Genomic DNA, 22486 nt, shown 5'->3' on the forward strand with positions numbered 1-22486 from the left:
CGGCAGCTCACCGCCATTATGCGAAGACACCGCATCAGACGGCCGTGCCGACCAGCGCTCCCACCGCCGCGGTCACCCCCATCACAAGCGCTCCCCAGAAGGTCACGCGCCAGGCGCCGATCGGCATGCTGGCGCCTCCGGCCCGCGCCGCGACGGCACCCAGCAATGCCAGGAATGCAACCAACAGGCTCGCCACCCAGGGCATCAGCCGTCCCGGATTGGCCACCGCGGCAACGACCAGCGGCAGTGCAGCGCCCAACGTGAAGCTCGCGGCCGACGCCACAGCCGCCTGCAAGCGCCGAGCGCTGGTCGCGTCAAGAATGCCCAGCTCGTCACGCGCAGGGGCGCCGAGGGCGCCGTGGGCCATCAGCTGTTCGGGCGACTTGCCGAGCCAGCGCATGGTGAAGCCTGCGCCCGACATAGATGGCCGGATCATGTTCGAGTTCGGTACGCTCTCGCGACAGGTCCGCGCGCTCGGTGTCGGACTGCGAATGCACAGAAACGTACTCCCCGGCGGCCATCGACATCGCCCCGGCCACCAGCCCGGCGACACCGGTGATCAGCACGCTGCCGTGCGTCGCGTCCGCGGCAGCGACGCCGATGATCAGGCTGGACGTGGAAACGATGCCGTCGTTGGCGCCGAGAACGGCGGCGCGCAGCCAACCTGTGCGCGTGGTGCGATGGCGTTCGGCATGGTGTCGCCAAGGTCTTTTCATCGGACTGGGGGCGCTGTCGCAGAGGGGGACTTTTGCGCGTCGTCTTCGGCGCCATTCGGCGCGAAGAGATCCAGGGCCGAACTGGCGGCCGATGCATCCAGCTTGAGCCGGTTGTCGTCAAACGCCTGGTAGAAGCCGAATTCGAGCGCGACAACGCCTGCGGCCAGGACCAGCATGACCGCCACCATCAGCGCGCCGGCAAACCTGGACGCCTGCGGGGCATTGCCCGAGCCCTCGGTTGTATTCATGGCCTTCTCCATGGAAAAGTCGACCTCGCAGCCCGACAGCTGCGACGGCCGGATGATCTCTGCCGGAGATTTGTTTTACGTTAAGGAGAGGCACGCCAGCGGGTCGACCTCGCGGCGGCGGCCTGTCATTAAACTAGCCGGATGACCGCCCAGGCCCCCTCCATCGTGCTCGGCTGCATCGCCGACGACTTCACTGGCGCTACCGACCTCGCCAACAACCTGGTGCGCGCGGGCATGCGCGTGGTCCAGACCATCGGCGTGCCGCAGGCGCCGCTCGCGGCCGACGTCGACGCCGTGGTGGTGGCGCTGAAGTCGCGCACCATCCCGCCGGCGGAAGCTGTGGCGCAATCGCTGGACGCGCTGCGTTGGCTGCAGGCGCAGGGCGCGCGGCAGATCTACTTCAAGTACTGCTCCACCTTCGACAGCACGCCCGCCGGCAACATCGGGCCGGTCACCGAGGCGCTGATGGATGCGCTTCAATGCGACTTCACGATCGCCACGCCGGCCTTCCCGGACAACAAGCGTACCGTCTTCAAGGGCTATCTGTTCGTGGGCGACGTGCTGCTCGACGAGAGCGGCATGCAGAACCACCCGCTGACGCCGATGACCGATGCCAATCTGGTGCGGGTGCTGCAGGCCCAGACCCGGCGCAAGGTCGGCCTGATCGATCACGTGGCGGTCGCGCAGGGTGCCGAGGCCGTCGGTGCGCGCATCGCGCAGCTGCGCAGCGAGGGTGTCGCCATCGCGATCGTCGACGCGGTCTCCAACGACGACCTGCTGCGCCTCGGCCCCGCCTTGGCCGCGATGCCGCTGGTGACCGCCGGCTCGGGCGTGGCGATCGGCTTGCCGGCCAACTTCGGCATCGCGCCGTCGTCGACCGCCAGTGCGCTGCCGGCGGCCGGCGGCCTTCGGGCCGTGGTGTCCGGCAGCTGTTCACTGGCGACCAACCGGCAGGTGGCCGACTTCGTCGCCGCCGGCCGGCCGGCGCTGGCGCTCGATCCGCTGCAGCTCGCGGCCGGCGGCGACGCGGTCGGCCAGGCGCTGGCCTGGGCCGCGCCGCTGCTGCCGGAGGGGCCGGTGCTGATCTATTCCACCGCCGAGCCTTCGGCCGTGAAGTCGGTCCAGGGACGCCTGGGTGTCGAGGAGGCCGGCGCCATGGTCGAACGCGCGCTCGCCGCGATCGCGCGTGGCCTGGTCGAGCGCGGCGTGCGGCAACTGGTGGTGGCGGGCGGCGAGACCTCCGGCGCCTGCGTGCAGGCGCTCGGCATCGCACAGCTCCAGATCGGCGGCCAGATCGACCCCGGCGTGCCCTGGTGCCACGCGGCGAGCGCGGCGGCCGGGGGGGCGGGCCTGCACATCGCGCTGAAGTCGGGCAACTTCGGCAGCGACGATTTCTTTTCCAAGGCCTTCGGCGCGCTGCGATGAACGAACACCGCGCCCGCGACGAAATCTGCCGCGTCGGCCGCAGCCTGTTCGAGCGAGGCTACGTGCACGCCACGGCCGGCAACATCAGCGTGCGGCTCGACGATGGCTTCCTGATCACGCCGACCGATGCCTGCCTCGGCTTCCTCGATCCGGCCAGGCTGGCGCGGCTTGACGGCAGCCTGCGCCAGACCCACGGCGACCGGGCCAGCAAGACCATGGCGCTGCACGCCCGCATCTATGGCGCCGCCAGCGCCTTCGATGCCGGCACGCGCTGCGTGATCCATACCCACAGCACCCATTGCGTGGCGCTCACGCTGCGCGAGACCGGTGGCGAGCTGCTGCCGGCACTGACGCCCTATTTCGTGATGAAGGTCGGCCGCGTGCCGGTGATCCGCTACCACCGTCCCGGCGCGCCCGAGGCTGCGGCACAAGTGGCCGAGGCGATCGAGCGCTACGGCGCCGCGGGCACGCCGATTCGTGCCGTGATGCTCGAGCGGCTCGGCCCCAACGTCTGGCAAGACACGCCGGCCGCGGCGATGGCGGTGCTCGAGGAACTCGAGGAAACGGCGCGGCTCTGGGCGCTTGCGCGCGCGGGGGGCGATCCGCCGAAACCGCTCGGCGAGGCCGAGATCAACGAACTGCGGCGCAGCTTCGGTGCCCGCTGGTAGCCGGTCCGCGACGCGTCGCTAGTGGACGAACATCTTCCGATGAAGGCGCCGCAACGACCACCAGATGCTCAGCGCCACGACGGGAATCGCCAGTGCGGCCGTTGTTTCAGGTGACAGCGGCCATCCGATCTTCTGGGCGCCCTTGGCCAGGTAGCTGACCAGGCCGACGATGTAATAGGTGATGGCGGCCACCGAGAGTCCTTCGACGGTGGCCTGCAACTTCAGTTGAAGGTCCTGCCGGCGGTTCAGGGCTTCGAGCAGGGCCTGGCTGCTTTGCTGCTGCTCGATCTCTACCCTGGTGCGCAACAGATTGCTCATCCTGGAGACCCGCTGGGACAGCGAGTCCTGCCGCCGGACCGCCCATTCGCAGGTCTTGCGCGCCGGCGTCAGGCGCCGCTCCATGAACTCGGCGATGCTCTGGAGTCCGTCCAGCCTGGCTTCGGCAATCTGGACGATGCGCTGGTCGAGCAACTCGAAATAGGCGCTGCTGGCGGAAAGTCTCGAATGCGTGGCCGCATGCTGGCTCTCGACCTCGCCGGCCAGGCGCGTGAGCCGGTCCAGCAGGGCCGGTTCCGCGTCACGCTCGGCGCTGCGGATGGCTTGCGCGAGCGCCGCCAGCTCGCCCTCCGCGCTGCCCAGCGCCTCGCCCGCTTGCCGCGCCGCCGGCAAGCCGAGCAGGGCTGCCATCCGATACGTCTCGATCTCGAGGATCCGCTGCACCAGCCGTCCGAGCCGGCGCGGCTGGAGCGCGTCGGCGAAAAGCAGGATGCGGGACGAGCCGTCCGCGTGGATGGCGAAGTCCGTGAACACCTGCGCCTGCTCGCCCGCCACGCTGGAACCCACCAGCGTCTGCTCGTTGAGCAAGTCCGCGACGCGGGCGTCGCCAGCGCTTCCACGTCCCCGGAATACCCAGAGATCGAGGCTGCAGAGGCACTGCCCGGGAAGCCCGTGGAGCCAGTCCTGCGGCACGGCACCGATCGCACTGGCCGGCTGGCGAGGATGCTGCGCTTCGGCGGGTCCGGGCACCGTGAAGGTCCAGGTGACGAACTCCGTGTGCAGCTCCCAGCGCAGCCGGACCGATCCGAACTCGACCCGCAGGTGCGTGGTGGCGACGTCAGGGGGCGCCAGATGATGGTCGCGCAGAAGGCTCGCAAGATGGGCGCGGCTCTGCGCCCGCTGCTGCGCATCCGCCAGCATCACGATATGCGCGATGCCCAGGGCGCCGGTCAGCGCTTCCGGCGGCCGGGCATGGACTTCGTTGTGCAGCTCCACGCGTTGCGGGTGCTGAATGACGCGGCTGTTGGATGGCATGGGCGACGAGCTCGAGACCTGGCGATGCGCAGAGCTGCGAGCTTAATGCCTGTGCGTCATGCCGAGGCGCGCCGCTCTGCCCTCACGATCAGGAGGAGGTCCGGCGGAGTGCCTTGTAGACGGCATCCAGCAACTTGTTCTCGGGATAGGGCTTCTGCAGAAAATCCACGGCGCCATCTCTGATGGCCTGGACCGCCGTCGGGATGTCGACGCTGCCGCTGATGAACACGATCGGTATGTCAATGCCCAGCTGGCGCAGCCGCTGCTGCAGCGCGCGACCGTCCATTTGGCGCATGTGCAGGTCGAGGACCAGGCAACCCTGCCAGGTGGGGTCGAAGGCGGCCAGGAATTCGACCGCTGAACCGAAGGCCGCGACCGCGAGTCCGGCCGCGCTGACGAGTTCGCGAACGGAGTCGCGACAAGCCGCATCGTCGTCGATGACAAACACTGTGGGCTGGCTCACCTCTTCCCCCTCGAAGGCCGTGCTGGGCGCCCGGTTGCTCAGACCGGGCGCATTCTTGTTGCTCGAAGCGTTGTCAAGTTAGCCGAAATCCGAATGCGGCGACATTGGTCCTTGGTGCATCGCAGCCCGAGCCTGACGTGTCTCCTCCACAGTTTTGATGAGGTTCCTTCCGCGGCAACAGGTGGCGCGGCCCGGCTCGTGCCATCGGGGGGGAGGCTGTGGCAGAACGGCCACAACCGGACCTTCCGGCGCACTGCCGGTGAATATCATCGGGTCGCAAACACGAAGGGATGGTTCCGCACCTGACGGTTGCCCACGGGGACCCCTCCGAGGCCGCCGCGGTCGCTGCAGAGTGCAGGGGCGTCTGGATGCATTTGGCGCCGTCGACGCAGACCGTGAAGGATTCCTCAAAATGACCCGCCGCGCCTGGCTCCGGCGTTCTCGGCCGGCGCCGCAGACGGGCATGCTATGGCTTCAACACTTCCTCATCGTTCACCATTGAGGCTTCCTTTTGCCGTTGCCGGCGTGACTCAATTCAACATCAGTGGCGTCAATCCATGATTACCTTGCGGCAGCTCATTTTCCTCTGCCTGCTGTTCTTGTTTCAGGTCGCGATATTCGGTTGGATCGAGTGGCGCTGGGGTGCACGACGGATCGAATGGCGCAAGGTCCTGCTCGCGGACTTGACTGCGGTCCTCTTCTTCGCGCTCGTAGTGCGACAGGCAGCAGGCTACCTGAATGGCTGGACCGGCATCTATGGCCCTTGGCCCGCAGCAATCGGCTCCTGGCCACTGCCGGTGCGTCTGGTGCTCTACCTGTTGGTCGCTGATTTTGGCGCCTACTGGATGCACAGGCTGGTGCACCTCAAGCCTCTCTGGCGGGTGCACCGCTGGCACCATTCGCCAACCCACATGTACTGGCTGGCCGGCAGCAGAACCTCCATCCTCCAGCAAGCGATATTCAATCTTCCCTATATTTTTGCCAGTCCGATTCTCGGCGTGTCTCCATTCTGGCTGGCCAATGCGCTGTTCTTCTTCTATGCGACGACCAACGGCTGGATGCACCTGAACGTGACCTGGCGCCTGCGCGGCCTCGACTGGATACTGGTCACGCCGCAAAGCCATCACATTCACCACAGCGACGACCCGTTGCACTACGGAAGCAACTTCGGCGTTCTGCTCTCGATATGGGACAGGATGTTCCGAACATTCACCAGCCCGAAAGACCTGTCTCCCGACTCGCTGAGGTTTGGCATCGGTGAGAAGGTTCCCGTCGCGAGGCTTGCCATCGGTCTCTAGCAAGTGTTGTCGACCGGGCACACCAGCACGAAGCTCTAAAGCGCGAAAGCGCGTACAGGTAGGATGCACGCATGGAATCCGCTGATGCCGCCACCTTTGATGAGTCCTATTACGCGCGCTACTATTTCGACAAGAAGACCAAGGTAGCCGACCCGCGGCACGTCGAACGGTTGGGTGCCTTCGTGAGCGCCTACCTGAAGTACCTGCGCGTCCCTGTCCAACGCGTGCTGGACGTCGGTTGCGGCGTTGGGCTGTGGCGGGATATCGTGGCCCGTCACTTTCCGCAGGCGACCTATCAAGGCGTCGAGATCAGCGAATACCTGTGCGCTCGCTACGGCTGGGAACGCGGCTCGATCGTCGACTACCAGGCTCAGGCGCCATTTGACTTCGTCATCTGCCAGGGCGTTCTGGCCTATCTGAGTCCTGTCGACCTCAAGCGTGCCTTGCGCAATCTCGGGACGTTGAGCCATGGCGCGCTCTACGTGGAGGCGGTGACGCTGGAGGACTACGAAAATGACATCGTCGACGAAGACCTCACAGACCCGCTCCTCTTTCGGCACCGCGCAGAGCTGTACCGGCAGGGGCTGTCGAGGAAGTTCAAGGGCTTGGGCGGCGGCCTATGGCTCAGCCGACGGGCCGATGTGCCGCTCTTTTCGCTGGAATGTGCGGTGGAATGACCGGTCATTGGGCAACGGCCTACGCGGGAAGCCGGCGCCCGCCGTCTTGAAGCCCCGCTGCGAGGGCGGCCCAATGACAAGAATCGCGCTGACTATTGTGGACAATGATTCCGTCACCACCGGGCTTGCCCCATCCGCTGCCTGCTCCCCGCAGGTCGACGCAAGAGATTCGCTGCCCGGCGGCACGCCGCTGGCCCCCAGTCGACCATGAACCATGATGTAGGCCTCGTGCTCCCGAACTCCCTGACCGCTGTTTTCGAGTCGCGCTGTACCGAACACTCAGACCGTCTCGCCTTCGTCTTCCTGAAGGATGACCTGTCCCCCGCTGAACAGTCGAGCTATGGGGATCTGTCGATCGACTGCCACCGCCTGGCCGCCCGTCTGGGTGCGCTCGCCCGGCCGGGAGAGCGCGTCCTGCTGGCCCTGCCGCCGGGTCTCGATTTCGTGCGTGCGTTCTGGGCCTGCGTGCTCTGTGGTTGCGTCGCGGTGCCGGTTCCGGCCCCCGACCCGGTGCGGCTGCTGCGTTCGGCGCCGAGACTGCGCGGCATCCTCGAGGACACCGGCGCCGCGCTGGTATGGACCGCAGCCGACCTGCTCGACAGCGCGCGCCAGGCGCTCGAGCCGTCCCTGTTCACTGCGGCGCGATGGATCTCGTCGGCCGAACTCGAGACGGTCGAACCCGGCATGCCTGGCCAGTTGCCGTTCGTCGACGCCGACGCATTGGCCTACCTCCAGTACACCTCGGGATCGACGCTTGCACCACGTGGCGTGCGCATCAGCCATGGGCAGGCGCTGGCCAACGTGCTGGCGCTCCACGTGGCGGGCCAACTCGACACCCATTCCCGCACGCTGACCTGGCTGCCGCACTTCCACGACTATGGGCTGGTCTGCGGGCTGCTGGTGCCCTTCCATGCCGGCGCCACCAGCTGGCTGATGTCGCCGCTGACCTTCCTGCGCCGACCGCTCAGGTGGCTCGAAGCCGTCGACGCCCTGCGCATCACGCACACCGGGGCGCCGATGTCGGCGTACGTGGCCTGTCTGCGGGCGCTCGCCGGTGCGCCGCTGGCCAGTGATCTTTCGTCGCTGGTGTCGCTCAGCTGCGGCGCCGAACCGCTGCGTGCCGATGCGATCGAGCGTGTTCTCGACGTGTTCGGTGCCGCCGGCCTGCGTCCCGAAGCCTTCATGCCCGCCTACGGCATGGCCGAGACGGTGCTGGGAGTCACCTTGTCGGCGACCCACCGGCCGCCGCGCATGATGGCGCTCGACGCCCAGGCGCTCCAGCAGGACCGCGTCCTGCCGGCGCGGCGCGACGGCGCCGCGGCCGTCCGCATGGTGGGTTGCGGCCTGCCGCTCATGCATACCACGCTGAGCATCGTCGACCCGGCGACCGGCGTCGTGGCAGCGCCCGACGCGGTGGGCGAGATCTGGGTGCAGTCGCCCAGCGTCGGCCAGGGCTATTGGCGCCAGCCGGAGCTGACCGAAGCCGGCTTCGGCGCGCGCCTGGCCGATGTCGACGGGCCTTTCCTGCGCACCGGCGACCTCGGTTTCATGGCCGACGGCGAACTCTTCGTCACGGGCCGGCTGAAGGACCTGGTGATCGTCCACGGCGGCAACCACTACCCGCAAGACATCGAGTGGACGGCCGAGCATGCGCACCCGGCGCTGCGGCCTGGCTACGGTGCCGCCTTCTCGGTCGAGACGCCCGACGGCGAGGCGCTGGTGCTGGCGCTCGAGACCGAGCGCCGAACCGGCGACGATGCCGCGCAGGCCGCAGCGGCTGCGGTGCGCCGTGCCATCGGCGAGGCGCACGGCCTGCCGGTCGAGGCGGTGGTGCTGGTGCGCTCCGGCTCGCTGCAGCGCAGCTCCAGCGGCAAGATCCAGCGGCGCGCCATTCGGCAGCGCTACCTTGACGGAACGCTCGACGTCCAGGCGGTCTTTGCACGGGAAGCGGCGCCGTCAGGCGCCGACGACACGGCCGACGAGCGACTCGCGACGACGATGCACTTGATGCCGCGCGCCGCCGCCGAACAGGAGGTCTGGGAGATCTGGCGCGAGGTGCTCGACACCACCGCCTTCGGCGTGCATGAGAACTTCTTCGAGTTGGGTGGCACGTCGCTTCTGATGGCGCAGGTGGCCTCGCGCGTGAGCCAGCAGCTCGGGGTCGAGCTGCCGCTCGCCGCGTTGTTCGACCACACCAGCGTGGCGGCGCTCGCCGACCATGTCACACGCCTGCAGGCCGAGCATGGCGGAGTCGCGCCGGTCGTGCCTGTGGCCATTGCGCGCATGCCGCGTGGCGCGCCGCTGCCGGTGTCGCTGTCGCAGCGGCGCATGTGGGTCATCCAGCAGTTCGATCCGGCTTCCACGGCCTACAACGTCGCGGTCTCGCTGCGCATCCGCGGTGCGCTCGATGTGGCGCTGCTGCAGCGCGCGTTCGACTTCATGGTCGAGCGCCACGAAAGCCTGCGCACGCGCCTCGTGCACAACGGTGTCGAGCCGATGCAGCTCATCGAACCGACGGCGAATGCGCCGATCGAACGGATCGACCTGGCTGCATGCCCCGACCGGCTGGCACGCGCCCGCGCGCTGCTGGCCGAGCGGCTGGACAGGCCCTTCGCACTCGACCGCGCACCGCTGCACCATGCCACGGTACTGCAGCTGGGCGCGAGCGACCACGTGCTGCTGTGGGTGATGCACCATGCCATCGCCGACAACTGGTCCTTCGCCGTGCTGATGCGCGAGGCGTTTGCCTCCTATGCGGCGTGGAAGGAAGGCCGGGCGCACGCGCTGGATCCGGTCCCGATCGAGTACGCCGACTACGCCGCGTGGCAGCGCAGCCCCGCGTCGGTGGCGCAGCGCCGGCCGCAGATGGACTACTGGCGCGGGCGGCTTGCGCACCTGCCGCCGCTCGACCTGCCGACCGACTTCGTGCGGCCGCTGCGCCCCAGCTTCCACGGCGCACGGGTTTCCGCCATGGTGCCCGTCGGCCTGCGCACCGCCATCCGCGCGTACGGCGCCCGGGTTTCGGCCACGCCCTTCGTCGTGCTGCTCGCGGCCTTCAAGCTGATGCTCGCGCGCCAGGCGCGCAGCACCGACATCGCCGTGGGCACGCCGGTCGCCAACCGCCACCGCTTCGCAGCCGAGCACCTGGTCGGCACGCTGGTCAATACGCTGGTGATGCGCACCGACCTCGGTGGCGACCCGAGCTTCGACACGCTCGTGCAGCGCGTGCGCGCCACCGCCATCGAAGCCTATGCGCATCAGGAAGCGCCCTTCGACGAGCTGGTCGAGTCGCTCGGCCACGATCGCGCCGTGCACGCCGAGGGACTGGTGCGCGTGCTCTTCAACGTGCTGAACGCGCCGCTCGGCCGGCTCGACCATGCCGGCCTGGAGGTGGAGGAATTCCCCTTCGACCGCGCCACAGCGCAGTTCGACCTGTCGGTGCACATCGACACCGAGTTCACGCACCGGGTGCACTTCGAGTACTCCACCGACCTCTACGCGCATGCCACCGTCGAGCGCATGCTCGAGAACTACCTCGCGCTGGTCGAGCGGCTGCTCGCCACGCCGTCGCTGCCGCTGTCGCAGATCCCGATCGTCTCGCCGGCCCAGCAGGCCGTCCTGCGCAGCGGCTGGAACGCCACGCAGCGTCCGTTGCCCGCGGCCCAGGTGGTACATCGGTACCTGAGTGTGGCCCGAGCGGTCGCCGACGACGCGGTGGCGGTGGTCGACGCGCGGGGCGCCGTGCTCTCGTTCGGCGAACTCGAAGCCCGCGGCAATGCCCTTGCGCGCTCGCTGCGCGCTCGCGGCATCGGCCGGGGCCACCGCGTGGGCCTGGGTGTCGCCCGCGATGCCAGCCTGTTGGTGGCGCTGCTGGGCGTGCTCAAGTCGGGCGCGGCCTATGTGCCGCTCGACCCGGGGTTTCCGGAGGAGCGCCTGCGTTTCATGGCCGCAGACGCCGGCCTGTCGGCACTCGTCACGCGCGGCGTGCCGGCAGAGTGGCTCGCCTCCGCCGGGGTGCCGGTGCTGGCGCTCGACATCGACCGCAACCTGGCGCCGGAGCAGGGCGAGGCGCTCGCGCCCGATGCGTCGCAGGATGCCGGTCCGCTGGACCCGGCCTACCTGATCTACACCTCGGGCTCGACCGGCCAGCCCAAGGGCGTGGCCGTGCCGCACCGTGCGGTCGTGAACTTCCTGGCGAGCATGGCCCGGGAGCCGGGACTCGACGCGCACGATCGCCTCGTCGCGGTCACGACGCTTTCCTTCGACATCGCGGTCCTAGAGTTGCTGCTGCCGCTGGCCGTCGGCGCGCGCGTCGTGCTGGCCGGCGCGGCGCAGGTGCACGACCCGCATTCGCTGCGGGCCCTGATCGCGCGCGAGCGCGCCACCGTCATGCAGGCCACGCCGACGCTCTGGCGCATGCTGCTCGGTGCCGGCTGGCATCGCCCTGACGGGGTGCCGCACTTCAAGGCGCTGGTCGGCGGCGAGGCGCTGCCGGCCGCGCTGGCCGGGCAGTTGCTCGACAGCGGGGTCGAACTCTGGAACATGTACGGGCCCACGGAGACCACCGTGTGGTCGAGCGTGTGGCGCGTGACGGCGCCGCGCGAGGGGATTTCCATCGGCCGGCCCATCGACAACACCGACATCCAGGTGCGCGACGCCGGCGGCCAGCTGTGCCCGATCGGCGTACCCGGCGAGCTTTGCATCGGCGGCGCGGGCGTGTCGCTCGGCTACCACCGTCGCGATGAACTCACTGCCGACCGGTTCCCGCCCGACCTCGACAGCCAGGAGCCGGGCGCGCGCTACTACCGCACCGGCGACCTGGGTCGCTGGCGCCATGACGGCTGGCTGGAGCACCTTGGACGGCTCGACCGGCAGGTGAAGCTGCGCGGCCTGCGCATCGAGCTGGGCGAGATCGAGGCTGCACTGCACGACCATGCGGCGGTGGCCGAAGCCGTTGTCGCAACCCATTCGCAGAGCGAGGACGACGTGCGGCTGGTGGCCTACATCGTCGCGCGCGGCGAGGCGCCCGACCCGACCGTGCTGCGCGACCATCTGCGCACTCACCTGCCCGAGTACATGCTGCCGCAGCACTTCGTGACGCTCGACGGCCTGCCGCTGCTGCCCAATGGCAAGATCGACCGGAATGCGTTGCCGCCGCCTCGGGTCGACCCGAGGCCGGCCAACCACGCCGAGCGTGCGGCTCCGAGCACGCCTGTCGAGTGCGCCATCGCCGAGGTCTGGTGCGAACTGCTCGGGGTCGACACCGTCGACCTGCGCGACAACTTCTTCGACCTGGGAGGTCATTCGCTGCTGGCGATGCGCGCGGTGATGACCATTCGCGAGCGCCATGGCTGGCGGATCCAGCCGCCACGCTTCGTCTACGAGACGCTGGGGCAGCTGGCCCGCGAAGAGAACCTCGACGCTGGCGAAGCCGCCCTGCGCGGCTTCGAACAGATGGCGAAGTAGCGCCGACCTTGGGCTGTGGGCGCGACAGTGCTCCCATGACTGAGTACGAACGGATCGGCAACCTTCAATCGCAGAAGCTGCACTCGAACCAGAACCAAACCGCCAGGCCCACGGCCAGCCACAGGATCACGATGAGGACCGCGCCGGCCGGACTGCTTGGCTTCGAACCCTGCGTCTGCATCCACCGATCTGCTTGGCTGCGGCATTCCGCCAGGACCTCAGGTGGCAGCAGCCAGATGGCCAACCAGATCAGGCCGGGAAGCAGCAGGACATCATCGACGTAGCCCAGCACGGGGACGAAGTCTGGAATCAGGTCGATGGGGCTCAGCGCATAGGCCACCACGAAAATGCCCAACGCCTTCGCGTACCAGGGCGTTCGAGGATTCTTGCCTGCAAACCAAAGCGTCACGCCGTCGCGTTTGATTCGCTTGGCCCAGGTCTTCAGGTCGGCACTGATTCTCATGGGCGCCAGCGTGTCTGGGGTCTTGGCCGACTGTAGCCTGTGCGGTCGTCGGGCACTTCAGCGTCGATGAGCTGGCGCATCCGCGCCGTGATGGCCGCGCCGAGCGCCTGCGCCTGGTCCGCTCCTGCGCTCGCCGGATGGCCGAAGCTGACCCTGGCGACCAAGCCCCGGTAGCGCGGCAGCGCCACCTGCAGTGCCGCGGCGAGCTTTTCCTTGTCGCGTGCCGTGCGGCGCAGCCGCGTGAGCGGATGCCGCTGGGCGGCCGGCGAGATGACATGGCTGACCAGCGCGGGCACGAACCGCGTGGCCGGTGCCAGCCGGGCGAACAGGGCATAGCTGCCGGACCAGTTCCGCAACGACGCCGTGGCCCGCTGCGCACCGAAGGTGGCGGGGTCGGGCTCGATCTCTCCGGCCGGGAAGGTCAGCAGGGCGCCGCCTTCGTGCAAATGCCGGGCGGCGGCCCGAACGACGGCCATCCGCCCGCCATCTTCATCATCCGGCAGGAAGATCAGCTGCCGCGCGACGTTCGGCAGGGCGCGAAGAAATGGCCGATCCGCAGCGATCACCCGCAGGTCGGGACGGCACGCGAGACTGGTGAAGAGTGCGACCGTGTCGGTCATTCCCGGGTGGTTCGCCAGGATGACCACGGGGCCTTGCGTCGGAACATGTTCCAGCCCCGAGGTGACGAGGCCGGCGGTCATCCGGTCCATCAGCCAGGCGCTGCCCTGCGCGAGGCCATGGTCGCCGACCCGGGTGTCGAACTCGTGCGCGGTCCGCGCGAAGCGGCGGGCCGCGGGCCGCAACAGGTGGCGCAACGGTGTGCCGCGCAGGCGCGACAGGCCGATCGCATCCAGCAGGTCGAGGATGTTGAGTTCGGTCAGGGTCTCGACCCATGGCGACGAGGCGGCGGTCATCTGACTACATCGTACGCACATGCCGGACCGACCGGCGGCTGCGCCGGGCGGGTCAGGACTTCGTCGCCAGTTCGCCGGCGCCGCCGAGCGCCTTCGACACCGCCACCAGCCCCAGCGCCAGCCGGCTCGTGCTCTCGGTGTACTCGCGCTGTGCCTGCAGCCAGGTGCGCTGGGCGTCGAGCTGCACCAGGAAGTCGGTCAGGCCGTGGTCGTAGCGCACCCGGGCCAGCTGGAGCGCGTCGCGGCTGCTGCGTTCGCGCTCGGCGAGCTGCACGTTGCGCAGCCGCTCGGCCGTGTAGGCGCTCAGGGCATCGTCGATCTCGTGCCAGGCCTTCAACACGGTCTGCTGATAGCTCACTGCCGCTTCCTGCTGCTGCAGCTCGCGCAGGGTCACGGTGGCGCGGCGGCGGCCGCCGTCGAAGATCGGCATCTGCAGGCTGGGACCGATGGACCATTGCCGGCTGCCCCAGTCGGCGAAGCTGTCGCCATCCACCGACTGGAAGCCGAAACCCGCGCCGATGGTGATGCGCGGGTACAGGTCGGCCACCGCCACGCCGATGTTGGCGGTGGCGGCGTGCAGCTGCGCCTGGGCGACCTGGATGTCGGGCCGGCGCAGTGCCATCTCCGAAGGCAGGCCCAGCGAAAGGTCGGGCAGGGCGGTGGCAGCGGCCGCATCGGACGGGGCCGCGAGCTGCGACTGCAGCGCACCGGGCCGGTCGCCGAGCAGCAGCGTGATCTGGTTGACGGCCAGCGCTTCCTGGGCCAGTAGCTGCGGCAGGCGCGCCCGCAGATCGGCCGCCTGCGCGCTCTGGCGCGTCACGTCGAGGTCGGTCGTCAGGCCGCCGTCGGCGCGGGCCTTGACCAGTTCCAGGGTCTCCTCGGAGGCGGCGATGTCGTCGCGGGCGATCTTGATCTGGTGCTGCGCCGCACGCAGCTCGAAGTAGCGGCGCGCGACCTCGGCCTGCACGCTGAGCTGCACCTGGGCGAGCAGGGCCTGCGAGGCGCTGACGTTGGCGTCCGCGGATTCGACCGCGCGCCGAATGCGGCCCCAGAGGTCGAGCTCCCATGAGGCATCGAAGCCGGCCTGGTAGAAGTAGTGCGGCTCGCTCAGCACCTGGATCAGTTGTTCCTGGTTGGGCGGATTGATGGCGTCGAGCAGCCGCCGGGTCTCGCCGTTCTCGCTCTGGCGCAGCCGGCTCACGCCGGCGCCGGCGTTGATCTGCGGGGCTTTCTGCGATTCGACGACGCTGCGCTGTGCGCGGCTCTGCAGGAAGCGCAGCGCGGCGGTCTGCAGGTCGGCGTTGGCGGCCAGCGCGCGCGCCTCCAGCGCATCGAGCACCGGGTCGCCGAACATCGTCCAGCCGGCGGGCGGCGGCGTGTCCGTGCGCGCCTGCGGCGGGATCAGCGCCGGCGAGCCGCCGTGCCAGGCGGCGAAGCTCGGCGGCGCCGCGGGCGTCTCGGGCTTGAAGTCGGGGCCGACCGCACAACCGGCCAGCGCCAGCGCCGCCAGCCAGGCCGCGCAGTACGGGGAGCGAAGAGAGCGCGTCATGTCGATGTCCTTGGAAGCTTCAGACCAGGCGATGGCGGAACAGCCAGGCGGCCAGCGGCAGGGTGATCGCCGCGATGATGAAAAGCGGGATGAGGTTGTGCCAGACCGTGAGCAGCCCGACGCCCTCGAGGTACACCCGCTGCACGAGATCGATGGCGAAACGCAGCGGGTTGGCCAGCGTCGCGATCTGCAGCGCGCGCGGCATGTTGCTCACCGGGGTGGTCAGGCCCGACAGCAGCATCATCGGCATGATCAGTACGAAGGTGTAGAGCATCGCCTGCTGCATATTGGCCGACACGGCCGAGATCGACAGCCCGATGCCCACGCTGGCGACCGTGAAGAAGACCAGGCCGGTGTAGAGCGTGAGCAGCGACCCGGCCATCGGCACCCTGAACCACAGCAGCGTCACCAGCAGCACCAGTGTGGACTGCACCAGCCCGATGAACACCGGCGGCACTGCCTTGCCGATCATGATCTCGGTCGGCGAGAGCGGCGTGACGAGCAGCTGGTCGAAGGTGCCCTGCTCGCGTTCGCGCGCCACCGACAGCGCGGTCAGCAGCAAGGTCTGGATCATGCTGAGCGCGGCGATCATGCCCGGCATGAAGTTCCAGCGCGTCTCCAGGTTGGGGTTGAACCAGGCGCGCGATTCGATCCGCACCGGCGCCTGCGCGCCGCCATGCCGCTGGCGCCACTCGGCGTTGAAGGCCTCCACGACGGAGCCGACGAAGCCCGCCGCCGAGCCGGCGGTGTTGGAGTTGCGCGCGTCGAGGATGAGCTGGATGGGCGCCTGCTCGCCGGCGTCGAGCTGCTGCTCGAACCGCGGCCCGATCTGGATGACGACCAGCGCCTCCTGGGCGTTGACGATGGGCGCGATCTGGACCGGCGAATCGAGCGTGGCGGCGCGCCGGAACACGCCCGTCCCGTCGAGCTTGGCGATCAGGGCGGTCGATGCGCCGCTGCGGCTCTGGTCGAGCAGCGCGTAGTCGACATGCGTCAGGTCGTAGGTGGCGGCGTAGCCGAAGAGCAGGCTCTGCATGAGTGCCGGCACGACCAGGATCACGCGGCTGGAGGGGTCCTTGAGGATGACCAGCAGTTCCTTGCGGCAAAGGTGCGCCACGCGCCGCAGGAATTCGATGAATGAGCCGTTCATGGTCGTTTGTCCTTCAGTCCAGCTTCTTGCGCGTGACGAAGCGCGCGACACCGAGCAGCACCACCGCATAGGCGAGCAGGATGGCGCAGTTGCGCAGGATCAGCGGCCACACGTTGCCCGCGAGGAAGAGCGTGCGGATCAGCTCCATGAAGTAGGTCGCCGGCAGCACCTGCCCGACGATGCGGACGGCCGTCGGCACGTTGCGCAGGTCGAACAGGAACCCCGACAGCATCAGCGACGGCAGGAAGCTCGAGATCAGCGCCACCTGGCTGGCGAGGAACTGGTTGCGCGTGACGGAGGAGATCACGAGGCCCACGGCGACGGCGACGATCAGGTAGAGCATCGCGCTGATGACGATGACGGCGAGCGAGCCGTACATCGGCACCTCGAACAGGAAGCGTGCCGCCACCAGGCACAGCAGCAGGCCGGCCATGCCGATGCCGAAGTACGGGATGATCTTCGCCAGCAGGATCTCCACCGGCCGCACGGGCGTGACGAACAGCGCCTCCAGCGTGCCGCGTTCCCATTCGCGCGCCATCACCAGTGCCGTGAGGAAGGCGCCGACCAGCGTCATGATGAGCACGATGAGCCCCGGCACCAGGTACCACGTGCTGTCGTTGGCCGCGTTGAACCACATGCGTTGCTCGATCGTGACTCTGCCGATGCCGGGCGGCGTCCCGCCGCCGGCGCGGTCCGCCGCGCGCAGGGCATCTTGCGCCAGCGCGCTGCTCGCATAGCGCAGCACGATGGTGGCCTTGCCCGCATCGGCGCCATGCACGATCAGTTGGATGCGCGCGTCGCCCGCCGCGAGCCGGCGCGAGAAGTCGCCCGGCACGCGCACGATGCCGTCGACCTTGCGCTGGTGCATGAGCGCCTCGGCCTCGCGCATGGATGTCAGCATGACCGGCGAGATGTAGGGCGTGAGCTGCAGGCCGGAGACTGCCTGTACCGCGGTGGGGGAGGTGTCTTCGAGCACCACCGCGATCGGCGCGTTCTTGACGTCGAGCGAGAGCCCGTAGCCGAAGATCAGGATCAGCAGGATGGGCAGCAGAATGCCGATCGCCAGGCTGCTGGGGTCGCGCATCAATTGGCGGGATTCCTTGCGCGTGAGCGCGATCAGCCGCGGCCAGAAGCGGCTGCGCGGCGCGTCGGGCTGCGGCTGGGCAGGTGCGGTCATGCGCTGGCTCCTCGCAGGGGCGTGGCCGGTGCCCGGTCGCGCGCCGGCGGCGTGGATCTCTGGCCGGCTTCGCGCGCATGCCTGACGATGTCGATGAAGGCGTCTTCCATGCTGAGCCGGCTGTCGGCCGCGCTGCCGGCCTGCACGCGCACCTCCCGCGGCGTGCCGATGGCGAGCAGCTTGCCGGCGTCCTGGATCACGATGCGGTCGCAGTACTCGGCCTCTTCCATGAAGTGGGTGGTGATGATCACGGTCACGCCGCTGGCGGCCAGCGCCGTGATGCGCCGCCAGAACTCGCGCCGTGCCAGCGGATCGGTGCCGCTGGTGGGTTCGTCAAGAAACAGGATCTCGGGTTCGTGCAGCAGGCCGGTCGCCATCGCCAGGCGCTGCTTGAAGCCGCCGGGCAGCTGGCCGCTGGTGGCGCCCTCCTGGCCGACCAGGTCGAACTGGCGCAGCACGGTCCGGATGCGATCCTGCAGACGGTCGCCGCGCAGGCCGTAGGCGCCGCCGAAGAATTGCAGGTTCTCGGCCACCGTGAGATTGCCGTAGAGCGCGAACTTCTGCGAGACGTAGCCGATGCGCGCCCGTGCCTGGGCGCGGGCGGTGCGCAGGTTGACGCCGGCCACCTGCAGGAAGCCGCTGCTGGCCGGCAGCAGGCCGCAGAGCATCCGGAAGGTGGTGGTCTTGCCGGCGCCGTTGGGGCCGAGCAGGCCGAATATCTCGCCGCGGCGAACGTCGAAGCTGGTGCTCGCCACGGCGGTGAAGTCGCCGAACTTGCGCACCAGGTCTTTCACCTGGATGACGACTTCGGCCGTGTCGGCGGCGACGGGCTGCGTTGCGGGCTGCGGGTGCTCGCCGGGGGCGGCCTGCTGCGCGCGCAGCAGCACCATGAAGCCGTCCTCGAGGCGCGCCGCCACCGGCTGGGCCGGTGCGCCGGCCAGCAGTGCGTCGAGTGCTCCGGCCGGCGCATGGGGCCGCCGGATGAAACGCACTTCGCCGCCTTGCGGCACGGCGTCGATGATCGATGCGGGCGCGTCGAGCAGGCGGGCCTGCAGCGTTCGCGGCGCGGTGCCCCTGGGCGGCGTGGCGACAAAACAGAGATCCCTCGCGTTGTCGCGGATCTCGCCGGGCGAGCCTCGCGCAATGAGCTTGCCGCCATGCAGCACGAAGACCTGGGCACAGCGCTCGGCCTCGTCGAGGTAGGCGGTGCTGACGATCACCGACAGATGCTCTTCGTCGACCAGCTGCTGCACGATCTGCCATAGCTCGCGCCGCGACAACGGGTCGACGCCCACCGTCGGCTCGTCGAGCAGCAGCAGCGCCGGCGAGCGCACCAGCGTGCAGGCCAGCCCCAGCTTCTGCTTCATGCCGCCGGAGAGCTTGCCGGCGGGGCGCGCGGTGAAGCGGCCGAGATCGGTCATCTCCATCAGGCGGGCGTAGCGCGCTTGCCGCGCGGCCCGGCCGACGCCGTGCAGGTCGGCGTAGAGGTCGAGGTTCTCCTGCACGCTGAGGTCTTCGTAGAGGCCGAAGCGCTGCGGCATGTAGCTGATGCGGTCCTGCACCGCCTGCGGATCCTTCGCGACGTCGATGCCGAGCACCTGCAGCGCGCCTTCGTCGGCCCGCATCAGGCCGGCGGCCAGGCGCAGCAGCGTGGTCTTGCCGGCGCCGTCCGGGCCGACCAGCGCGGTGAGGGTTCCGGCCGGCACTTCGAGCGACACGTCGTCGAGCGCGCGCACCGGGGCCGCCACGCCCTTGATCTGGAAGCGCTTGTGCAGGCCCCGGCCCGCGAGCGCCGGCCCGGTGCCGGCCATCAGGGCCTGCTCCCCGCGTTCGTCGAGCCCGCGTCCAGCGCGAGCCGCACCGTCACGGGCATGCCGAGGCGCAGCCGGTCGCCCGGGTCGTCGGCCAGCACCCGGATCTCATAGACCAGGCTGCTGCGCAACGCTTCGGTCTGCACGGTCTTGGGCGTGAACTCGGCCACCGACGAGATGTAGCCGACCTTGCCGCCCAGCGGCTCGCCGGGGTGGCTGTCGGTCGCCAGCGTGGCGGCCATGCCGGGCCTGATCCGGCCCAGGTCGGCCTCGGTGACATAGGCCCGGACCCACTTGGGATCGGTGATCGCTAGCGTGAACACAGGGCGCTGCGGCGACGCCATGTCACCGGGCTCCATGAGGCGCGCGCGCACCACCGCATCGATCGGCGCGACCAGCCGCGCTTCCTGCAACTGGTGCCGCAGCACCGCCAGGGCGGCGGTGGCCACATCGAGCTGCGCCTGGGCCTGCGCGATGTCTTCCTTGCGCGGGCCGGTGACCACCAGCTGCTGCGCCTTGCGTGCGTTCTCCAGTTGCGCGTCGGCGACCTTTCGGCGCGCCTGCGCGGCGTCCAGGTCCTGCTGGCTGACGGCGCGGCCGGCGGTAGTCTGGCGGATGCCCTGCATCCGCTCGAGCTGCTGGCGGGCCAGCTCGGCGTCGGCCTGCGCGGCGGCGACCTGGGCGCGCGATTGCGCCACCTCTTCGGGACGGCTGCCGGCCTTGAGCCGCTGCAGCACCTGCGCCTGGCTGGCGATCTGGGCCTCGGCCTGGGCCGCCTGAAGCTGCAGGGTGCGGGTGTCGAGCTCGCCCAGCACCTGCCCGGCCGTCACGCGGTCGCCTTCCTGGACCGAGAGCCTGGCGATGCGCTCGCTGCCATTGAAGGCCAGAGAGACCTGGCGCAGATCGACATTGCCGTAGAGCACGAGCTGGTGCGGATCGGCTGGCTGGCGGTTGAAGTACCAGGTGGCGAACGCGCCCGCAGCGAGGAGGGCGACGGCACCGGCAAGGAGGGGTTTCTTGTTCATGGGCGGCTCTCGGATGAGTGGCCTGATGATATCAAATTCAAATTCAAATTCAAACTCATTTTGGAGGGTGCGAACTGCTTGCCGCCCGCCGGGCCGGCACAAGTGGATTGCTGCCAAATTGCGTGAACTATGTCAATGTGGAGAGCGTTAACTTCCCGTGCCCGCCGGATCGGTGCACTGACTTCTCTTAAAGTCCAGCAAAAGGCAACGACGTTCGGAACAAGCCCGGGGAATCAGCCCCGCGCGTCCCGCGAAGCCCTTCATGACGTTCAAGAAACTCCGGATCACCGGGCCCGGGGCTGCCCCCTACCAGCTCGGCCAGCCCATGCATGTGTACGACGCCAACGTTCTGCTGGGAACGCTGGATCCCGTGCCCGTGAGCAATGGCGGAACGGAAATCCACATCGAGCATTTCCAGCCGACCCGGGTCGTGCGGGACGAGCAGCGGCATGTCGGGCGGCTGGTGTTCCTCGAGATCTGCGCCTTCGTTTCCGAGCACTTCCACCAGGTGCAGGCGATCAGCTTCGCGTTCACGCGCGACGTCAGCATCCTCGGCGGCGGCGTCCAGCAGGCCGCCGCCCGCATCGAGACCATGGACCGCATCGGCGCCATCAACGTCCAGATCCGCCCCAAGGCCGATGCGCTGCCGGGCCAGTTCGTCGTCACCGGCGTCTGGGCCTACAGCGAGTCCAGCATGGCGGCGCTGCGCGTCGTGCTCGAAGAGCAGCGCGCCCTCTATCGCGATCGCCCGATGGCCATCGGCGTGGCGGACAAGCCGGGTGTGCGGGCGGCGCTGCGGCGCCTGATCTCGCGGCGCAGCGGGTAGGGCGAACAGGCCCTCAGCGTCCTACGCCGAATGACGTCGGCGTCGCCCCACTTCGGCGTATTGACGCCCCGGCAGGCGCGGCAATACTCGGTGCCAGGCGACCCAAGGGGGATTTCCGTTGAATCCAGCCCGCATCCTCACGCTTCTGGCGCTGCTGCCCCTGGGCTGCGGCCTGGCCGGACACGCCCTCGCCGGCGAGCTGCGCGGCCGGGTGGTGTTCGCGGGCCCGGCACCGGCGCCGGTCAAGGTGCCGGTCACGATCGACCAGTACCTGTGCGGCAACGAGAAACCCGCCGACGACCTGCAGCTGTCCGCCGCCAAGGAGATCCGCAACGCGGTGGTCTGGATCGAGACGCCGCCGCCGGGCGCGCCGCTGCCGCCTCGCACCGAGAAGGTGGAACTCGACCAGAAGGGCTGCACCTTCGTGCCACGGGTCGTGGTCGTGCCGGTCGGCGGCACGGTGGATTTCCTCAACAGCGACCGGCTGCTGCACAACATCCACGCGACGCCGAAGCGCAACGTGTCGTTCAACCGCACGCAGCCGATGGGGCGGACGATCCCGGTCACCTTCGCCGAGCCCGAGATCGTGCGCATCAACTGCGACCTGCATGCCTGGATGGTGGCCTGGGTGGTGGTGGCGGCGCACCCCTACTATGCGGTCACGGGCGCCGACGGGCGCTTCGCCTTCGACAAGCTGCCGCCGGGACCCTACAAGCTGCAGATCTGGCACGAGCGCCTCGGCATGGTGCCGGCCAGCGTGACGGTCGGCGACCAGCAGCCGGCGCAGGTCACGGTCGAGATGAAGCCGCGCTGAGCGGCCCGGCACAGGTTCTCAGGGCAGCACGCTGATCTTCTTCGACGCCTCCCAGGCCGCGGAATGGGTGGGCTCGGCCACCGCGCGCAGCGAGCCGCCCTCGTCGAGTGCCACCGTGAAGGTCACGGTCGGTGCCGAATACACCGGGTGCAGGTAGGCGCGCGCGATTTCCACCGAGTCCTTGTAGAGCGCGATGTAGCGCACGAAGTGCTCCTGCAGCGAGGGGTGCTGCGAGCCGACACCGACGTTCACCGTCACGTTGAACCAGGCACCGCGCCGGACGCTGTCGGGCGCGGTGATCTTCGGTGTGTGCTTGGGGTCGACGGCGGTGTGGATCTGCCGGAACTCGGGCGTGAACTGCTGCGCCTGGTCTTCTTCGGCCCGCGCCGGCGCAAAGGAGGCGAGCAGCCCCAGCAGCAGCAGCATGTGGCCGCCGCGGGCGGCCGTGCGGATGGTCTTGGTCATGCGACCTCCCTGGCGTTGGC

The 22486-nt window shown here is 69.1% G+C and carries 18 protein-coding genes and 1 pseudogene; 7 read left to right on the top strand and 12 right to left on the bottom strand.

What is annotated here, in order from left to right; all coding sequences use genetic code 11:
* Positions 1 to 34: 34 nt before the first annotated feature.
* Both QZH52_RS14325 and QZH52_RS14330 read right to left on the bottom strand, forming a co-directional pair.
* Positions 35 to 716, bottom strand: a pseudogene (locus QZH52_RS14325) (VIT1/CCC1 transporter family protein).
* Positions 713 to 976 (bottom strand): hypothetical protein, encoded by a 264-nt coding sequence (locus QZH52_RS14330; RefSeq protein ID WP_301810107.1) that lies wholly within the window; start codon positions 974 to 976, stop codon positions 713 to 715. Before QZH52_RS14330 ends, QZH52_RS14325 begins: the two are co-directional and overlap by 4 nt.
* A 129-nt stretch (positions 977 to 1105) precedes the next feature.
* On the opposite strand from QZH52_RS14330, the gene otnK reads away from it, so the two are divergent.
* Both otnK and QZH52_RS14340 read left to right on the top strand, forming a co-directional pair.
* Positions 1106 to 2389 (top strand): 3-oxo-tetronate kinase, encoded by a 1284-nt coding sequence (gene otnK / locus QZH52_RS14335; protein WP_301810109.1) that lies wholly within the window; start codon positions 1106 to 1108, stop codon positions 2387 to 2389.
* On the top strand, positions 2386 to 3057 hold the full coding sequence (locus QZH52_RS14340) for a class II aldolase/adducin family protein (RefSeq protein ID WP_286530981.1): 672 nt from the start codon (positions 2386 to 2388) through the stop codon (positions 3055 to 3057). Before otnK ends, QZH52_RS14340 begins: the two co-directional genes overlap by 4 nt.
* 18 nt (positions 3058 to 3075) lie before the next feature.
* Here QZH52_RS14340 and QZH52_RS14345 read toward each other — a convergent pair whose 3' ends face one another.
* Together QZH52_RS14345 and QZH52_RS14350 are read right to left on the bottom strand one after the other, a co-directional pair.
* Positions 3076 to 4368: a DUF3422 family protein gene (locus QZH52_RS14345; protein WP_301810114.1), complete on the bottom strand. Its 1293-nt coding sequence runs from the start codon at positions 4366 to 4368 to the stop codon at positions 3076 to 3078.
* Between the two features lie 88 nt (positions 4369 to 4456).
* Positions 4457 to 4831, bottom strand: coding sequence for a response regulator transcription factor (locus tag QZH52_RS14350; protein ID WP_301810118.1), 375 nt, complete (start codon positions 4829 to 4831; stop codon positions 4457 to 4459).
* Positions 4832 to 5388: 557 nt separating this feature from the next.
* Between QZH52_RS14350 and QZH52_RS14355 the strand changes: the two genes are divergently transcribed.
* From QZH52_RS14355 to QZH52_RS14365, 3 genes are all read left to right on the top strand, one after another.
* Positions 5389 to 6129, top strand: coding sequence for a sterol desaturase family protein (locus tag QZH52_RS14355; protein WP_301810119.1), 741 nt, complete (start codon positions 5389 to 5391; stop codon positions 6127 to 6129).
* Between the two features lie 71 nt (positions 6130 to 6200).
* A complete protein-coding gene (locus QZH52_RS14360; protein WP_301810123.1) occupies positions 6201 to 6806 on the top strand; it encodes a class I SAM-dependent methyltransferase in 606 nt (201 codons plus the stop codon).
* A gap of 207 nt (positions 6807 to 7013) precedes the next feature.
* Positions 7014 to 12272, top strand: coding sequence for a non-ribosomal peptide synthetase (locus QZH52_RS14365; RefSeq protein ID WP_301810127.1), 5259 nt, complete (start codon positions 7014 to 7016; stop codon positions 12270 to 12272).
* Between the two features lie 64 nt (positions 12273 to 12336).
* Here the strand turns inward: QZH52_RS14365 and QZH52_RS14370 are convergent, their stop codons facing one another.
* Genes QZH52_RS14370 through QZH52_RS14400 form a run of 7 tightly spaced genes read right to left on the bottom strand, consistent with a single transcriptional unit; the run spans position 12337 to position 20361 of the window.
* Entirely contained in the window at positions 12337 to 12735 is a 399-nt protein-coding gene (locus QZH52_RS14370) for a YkvA family protein (protein ID WP_301810130.1), read from the bottom strand.
* Complete coding sequence (locus tag QZH52_RS14375) at positions 12732 to 13649, bottom strand: 1-acyl-sn-glycerol-3-phosphate acyltransferase (protein ID WP_301810133.1); 918 nt, start codon at positions 13647 to 13649, stop codon at positions 12732 to 12734. The genes QZH52_RS14370 and QZH52_RS14375 overlap by 4 nt, the downstream gene beginning before the upstream one ends.
* 52 nt (positions 13650 to 13701) lie before the next feature.
* Complete coding sequence (locus QZH52_RS14380; RefSeq protein WP_301810135.1) at positions 13702 to 15198, bottom strand: efflux transporter outer membrane subunit; 1497 nt, start codon at positions 15196 to 15198, stop codon at positions 13702 to 13704.
* Between the two features lie 19 nt (positions 15199 to 15217).
* Positions 15218 to 16348, bottom strand: a complete 1131-nt coding sequence (locus QZH52_RS14385; RefSeq protein ID WP_301810138.1) for an ABC transporter permease — start codon at positions 16346 to 16348, stop codon at positions 15218 to 15220.
* Between the two features lie 13 nt (positions 16349 to 16361).
* The gene (locus tag QZH52_RS14390) at positions 16362 to 17525 is read right to left on the bottom strand and encodes an ABC transporter permease (RefSeq protein ID WP_301810140.1); all 1164 of its coding nucleotides are present in this window, start codon (positions 17523 to 17525) and stop codon (positions 16362 to 16364) included.
* Complete coding sequence (locus QZH52_RS14395) at positions 17522 to 19336, bottom strand: ATP-binding cassette domain-containing protein (protein WP_301810141.1); 1815 nt, start codon at positions 19334 to 19336, stop codon at positions 17522 to 17524. The genes QZH52_RS14390 and QZH52_RS14395 overlap by 4 nt, the downstream gene beginning before the upstream one ends.
* Positions 19336 to 20361: an HlyD family secretion protein gene (locus QZH52_RS14400; RefSeq protein WP_301810143.1), complete on the bottom strand. Its 1026-nt coding sequence runs from the start codon at positions 20359 to 20361 to the stop codon at positions 19336 to 19338. Before QZH52_RS14400 ends, QZH52_RS14395 begins: the two co-directional genes overlap by 1 nt.
* A gap of 262 nt (positions 20362 to 20623) precedes the next feature.
* On the opposite strand from QZH52_RS14400, the gene QZH52_RS14405 reads away from it, so the two are divergent.
* Both QZH52_RS14405 and QZH52_RS14410 read left to right on the top strand, forming a co-directional pair.
* Entirely contained in the window at positions 20624 to 21187 is a 564-nt protein-coding gene (locus QZH52_RS14405; protein ID WP_301810145.1) for a hypothetical protein, read from the top strand.
* 118 nt (positions 21188 to 21305) lie between these two features.
* Complete coding sequence (locus tag QZH52_RS14410; RefSeq protein ID WP_286530996.1) at positions 21306 to 22001, top strand: carboxypeptidase regulatory-like domain-containing protein; 696 nt, start codon at positions 21306 to 21308, stop codon at positions 21999 to 22001.
* Between the two features lie 18 nt (positions 22002 to 22019).
* On the opposite strand, the gene QZH52_RS14415 is transcribed toward QZH52_RS14410, so the two are convergent.
* Complete coding sequence (locus tag QZH52_RS14415) at positions 22020 to 22466, bottom strand: desulfoferrodoxin family protein (protein WP_301810150.1); 447 nt, start codon at positions 22464 to 22466, stop codon at positions 22020 to 22022.
* Between the last annotated feature and the right edge of the window lie 20 nt (positions 22467 to 22486).

The sequence above is a fragment of the Variovorax ginsengisoli genome (genome assembly GCF_030486595.1).
GTDB classification, from domain to species: Bacteria; Pseudomonadota; Gammaproteobacteria; order Burkholderiales; family Burkholderiaceae_C; genus Variovorax; species Variovorax ginsengisoli_B.

Coding starts and splice junctions, on each gene's coding strand:
- QZH52_RS14330 (WP_301810107.1), bottom strand. CDS start 976: ATGGAGAAGGCCATGAATACAACCGAGGGCTCGGGCAATGCCCCGCAG.
- otnK (WP_301810109.1), top strand. CDS start 1,106: ATGACCGCCCAGGCCCCCTCCATCGTGCTCGGCTGCATCGCCGACGAC.
- QZH52_RS14340 (WP_286530981.1), top strand. CDS start 2,386: ATGAACGAACACCGCGCCCGCGACGAAATCTGCCGCGTCGGCCGCAGC.
- QZH52_RS14345 (WP_301810114.1), bottom strand. CDS start 4,368: ATGCCATCCAACAGCCGCGTCATTCAGCACCCGCAACGCGTGGAGCTG.
- QZH52_RS14355 (WP_301810119.1), top strand. CDS start 5,389: ATGATTACCTTGCGGCAGCTCATTTTCCTCTGCCTGCTGTTCTTGTTT.
- QZH52_RS14360 (WP_301810123.1), top strand. CDS start 6,201: ATGGAATCCGCTGATGCCGCCACCTTTGATGAGTCCTATTACGCGCGC.
- QZH52_RS14365 (WP_301810127.1), top strand. CDS start 7,014: ATGAACCATGATGTAGGCCTCGTGCTCCCGAACTCCCTGACCGCTGTT.
- QZH52_RS14370 (WP_301810130.1), bottom strand. CDS start 12,735: ATGAGAATCAGTGCCGACCTGAAGACCTGGGCCAAGCGAATCAAACGC.
- QZH52_RS14375 (WP_301810133.1), bottom strand. CDS start 13,649: ATGACCGCCGCCTCGTCGCCATGGGTCGAGACCCTGACCGAACTCAAC.
- QZH52_RS14380 (WP_301810135.1), bottom strand. CDS start 15,198: ATGACGCGCTCTCTTCGCTCCCCGTACTGCGCGGCCTGGCTGGCGGCG.
- QZH52_RS14385 (WP_301810138.1), bottom strand. CDS start 16,348: ATGAACGGCTCATTCATCGAATTCCTGCGGCGCGTGGCGCACCTTTGC.
- QZH52_RS14390 (WP_301810140.1), bottom strand. CDS start 17,525: ATGACCGCACCTGCCCAGCCGCAGCCCGACGCGCCGCGCAGCCGCTTC.
- QZH52_RS14395 (WP_301810141.1), bottom strand. CDS start 19,336: ATGGCCGGCACCGGGCCGGCGCTCGCGGGCCGGGGCCTGCACAAGCGC.
- QZH52_RS14400 (WP_301810143.1), bottom strand. CDS start 20,361: ATGAACAAGAAACCCCTCCTTGCCGGTGCCGTCGCCCTCCTCGCTGCG.
- QZH52_RS14405 (WP_301810145.1), top strand. CDS start 20,624: ATGACGTTCAAGAAACTCCGGATCACCGGGCCCGGGGCTGCCCCCTAC.
- QZH52_RS14415 (WP_301810150.1), bottom strand. CDS start 22,466: ATGACCAAGACCATCCGCACGGCCGCCCGCGGCGGCCACATGCTGCTG.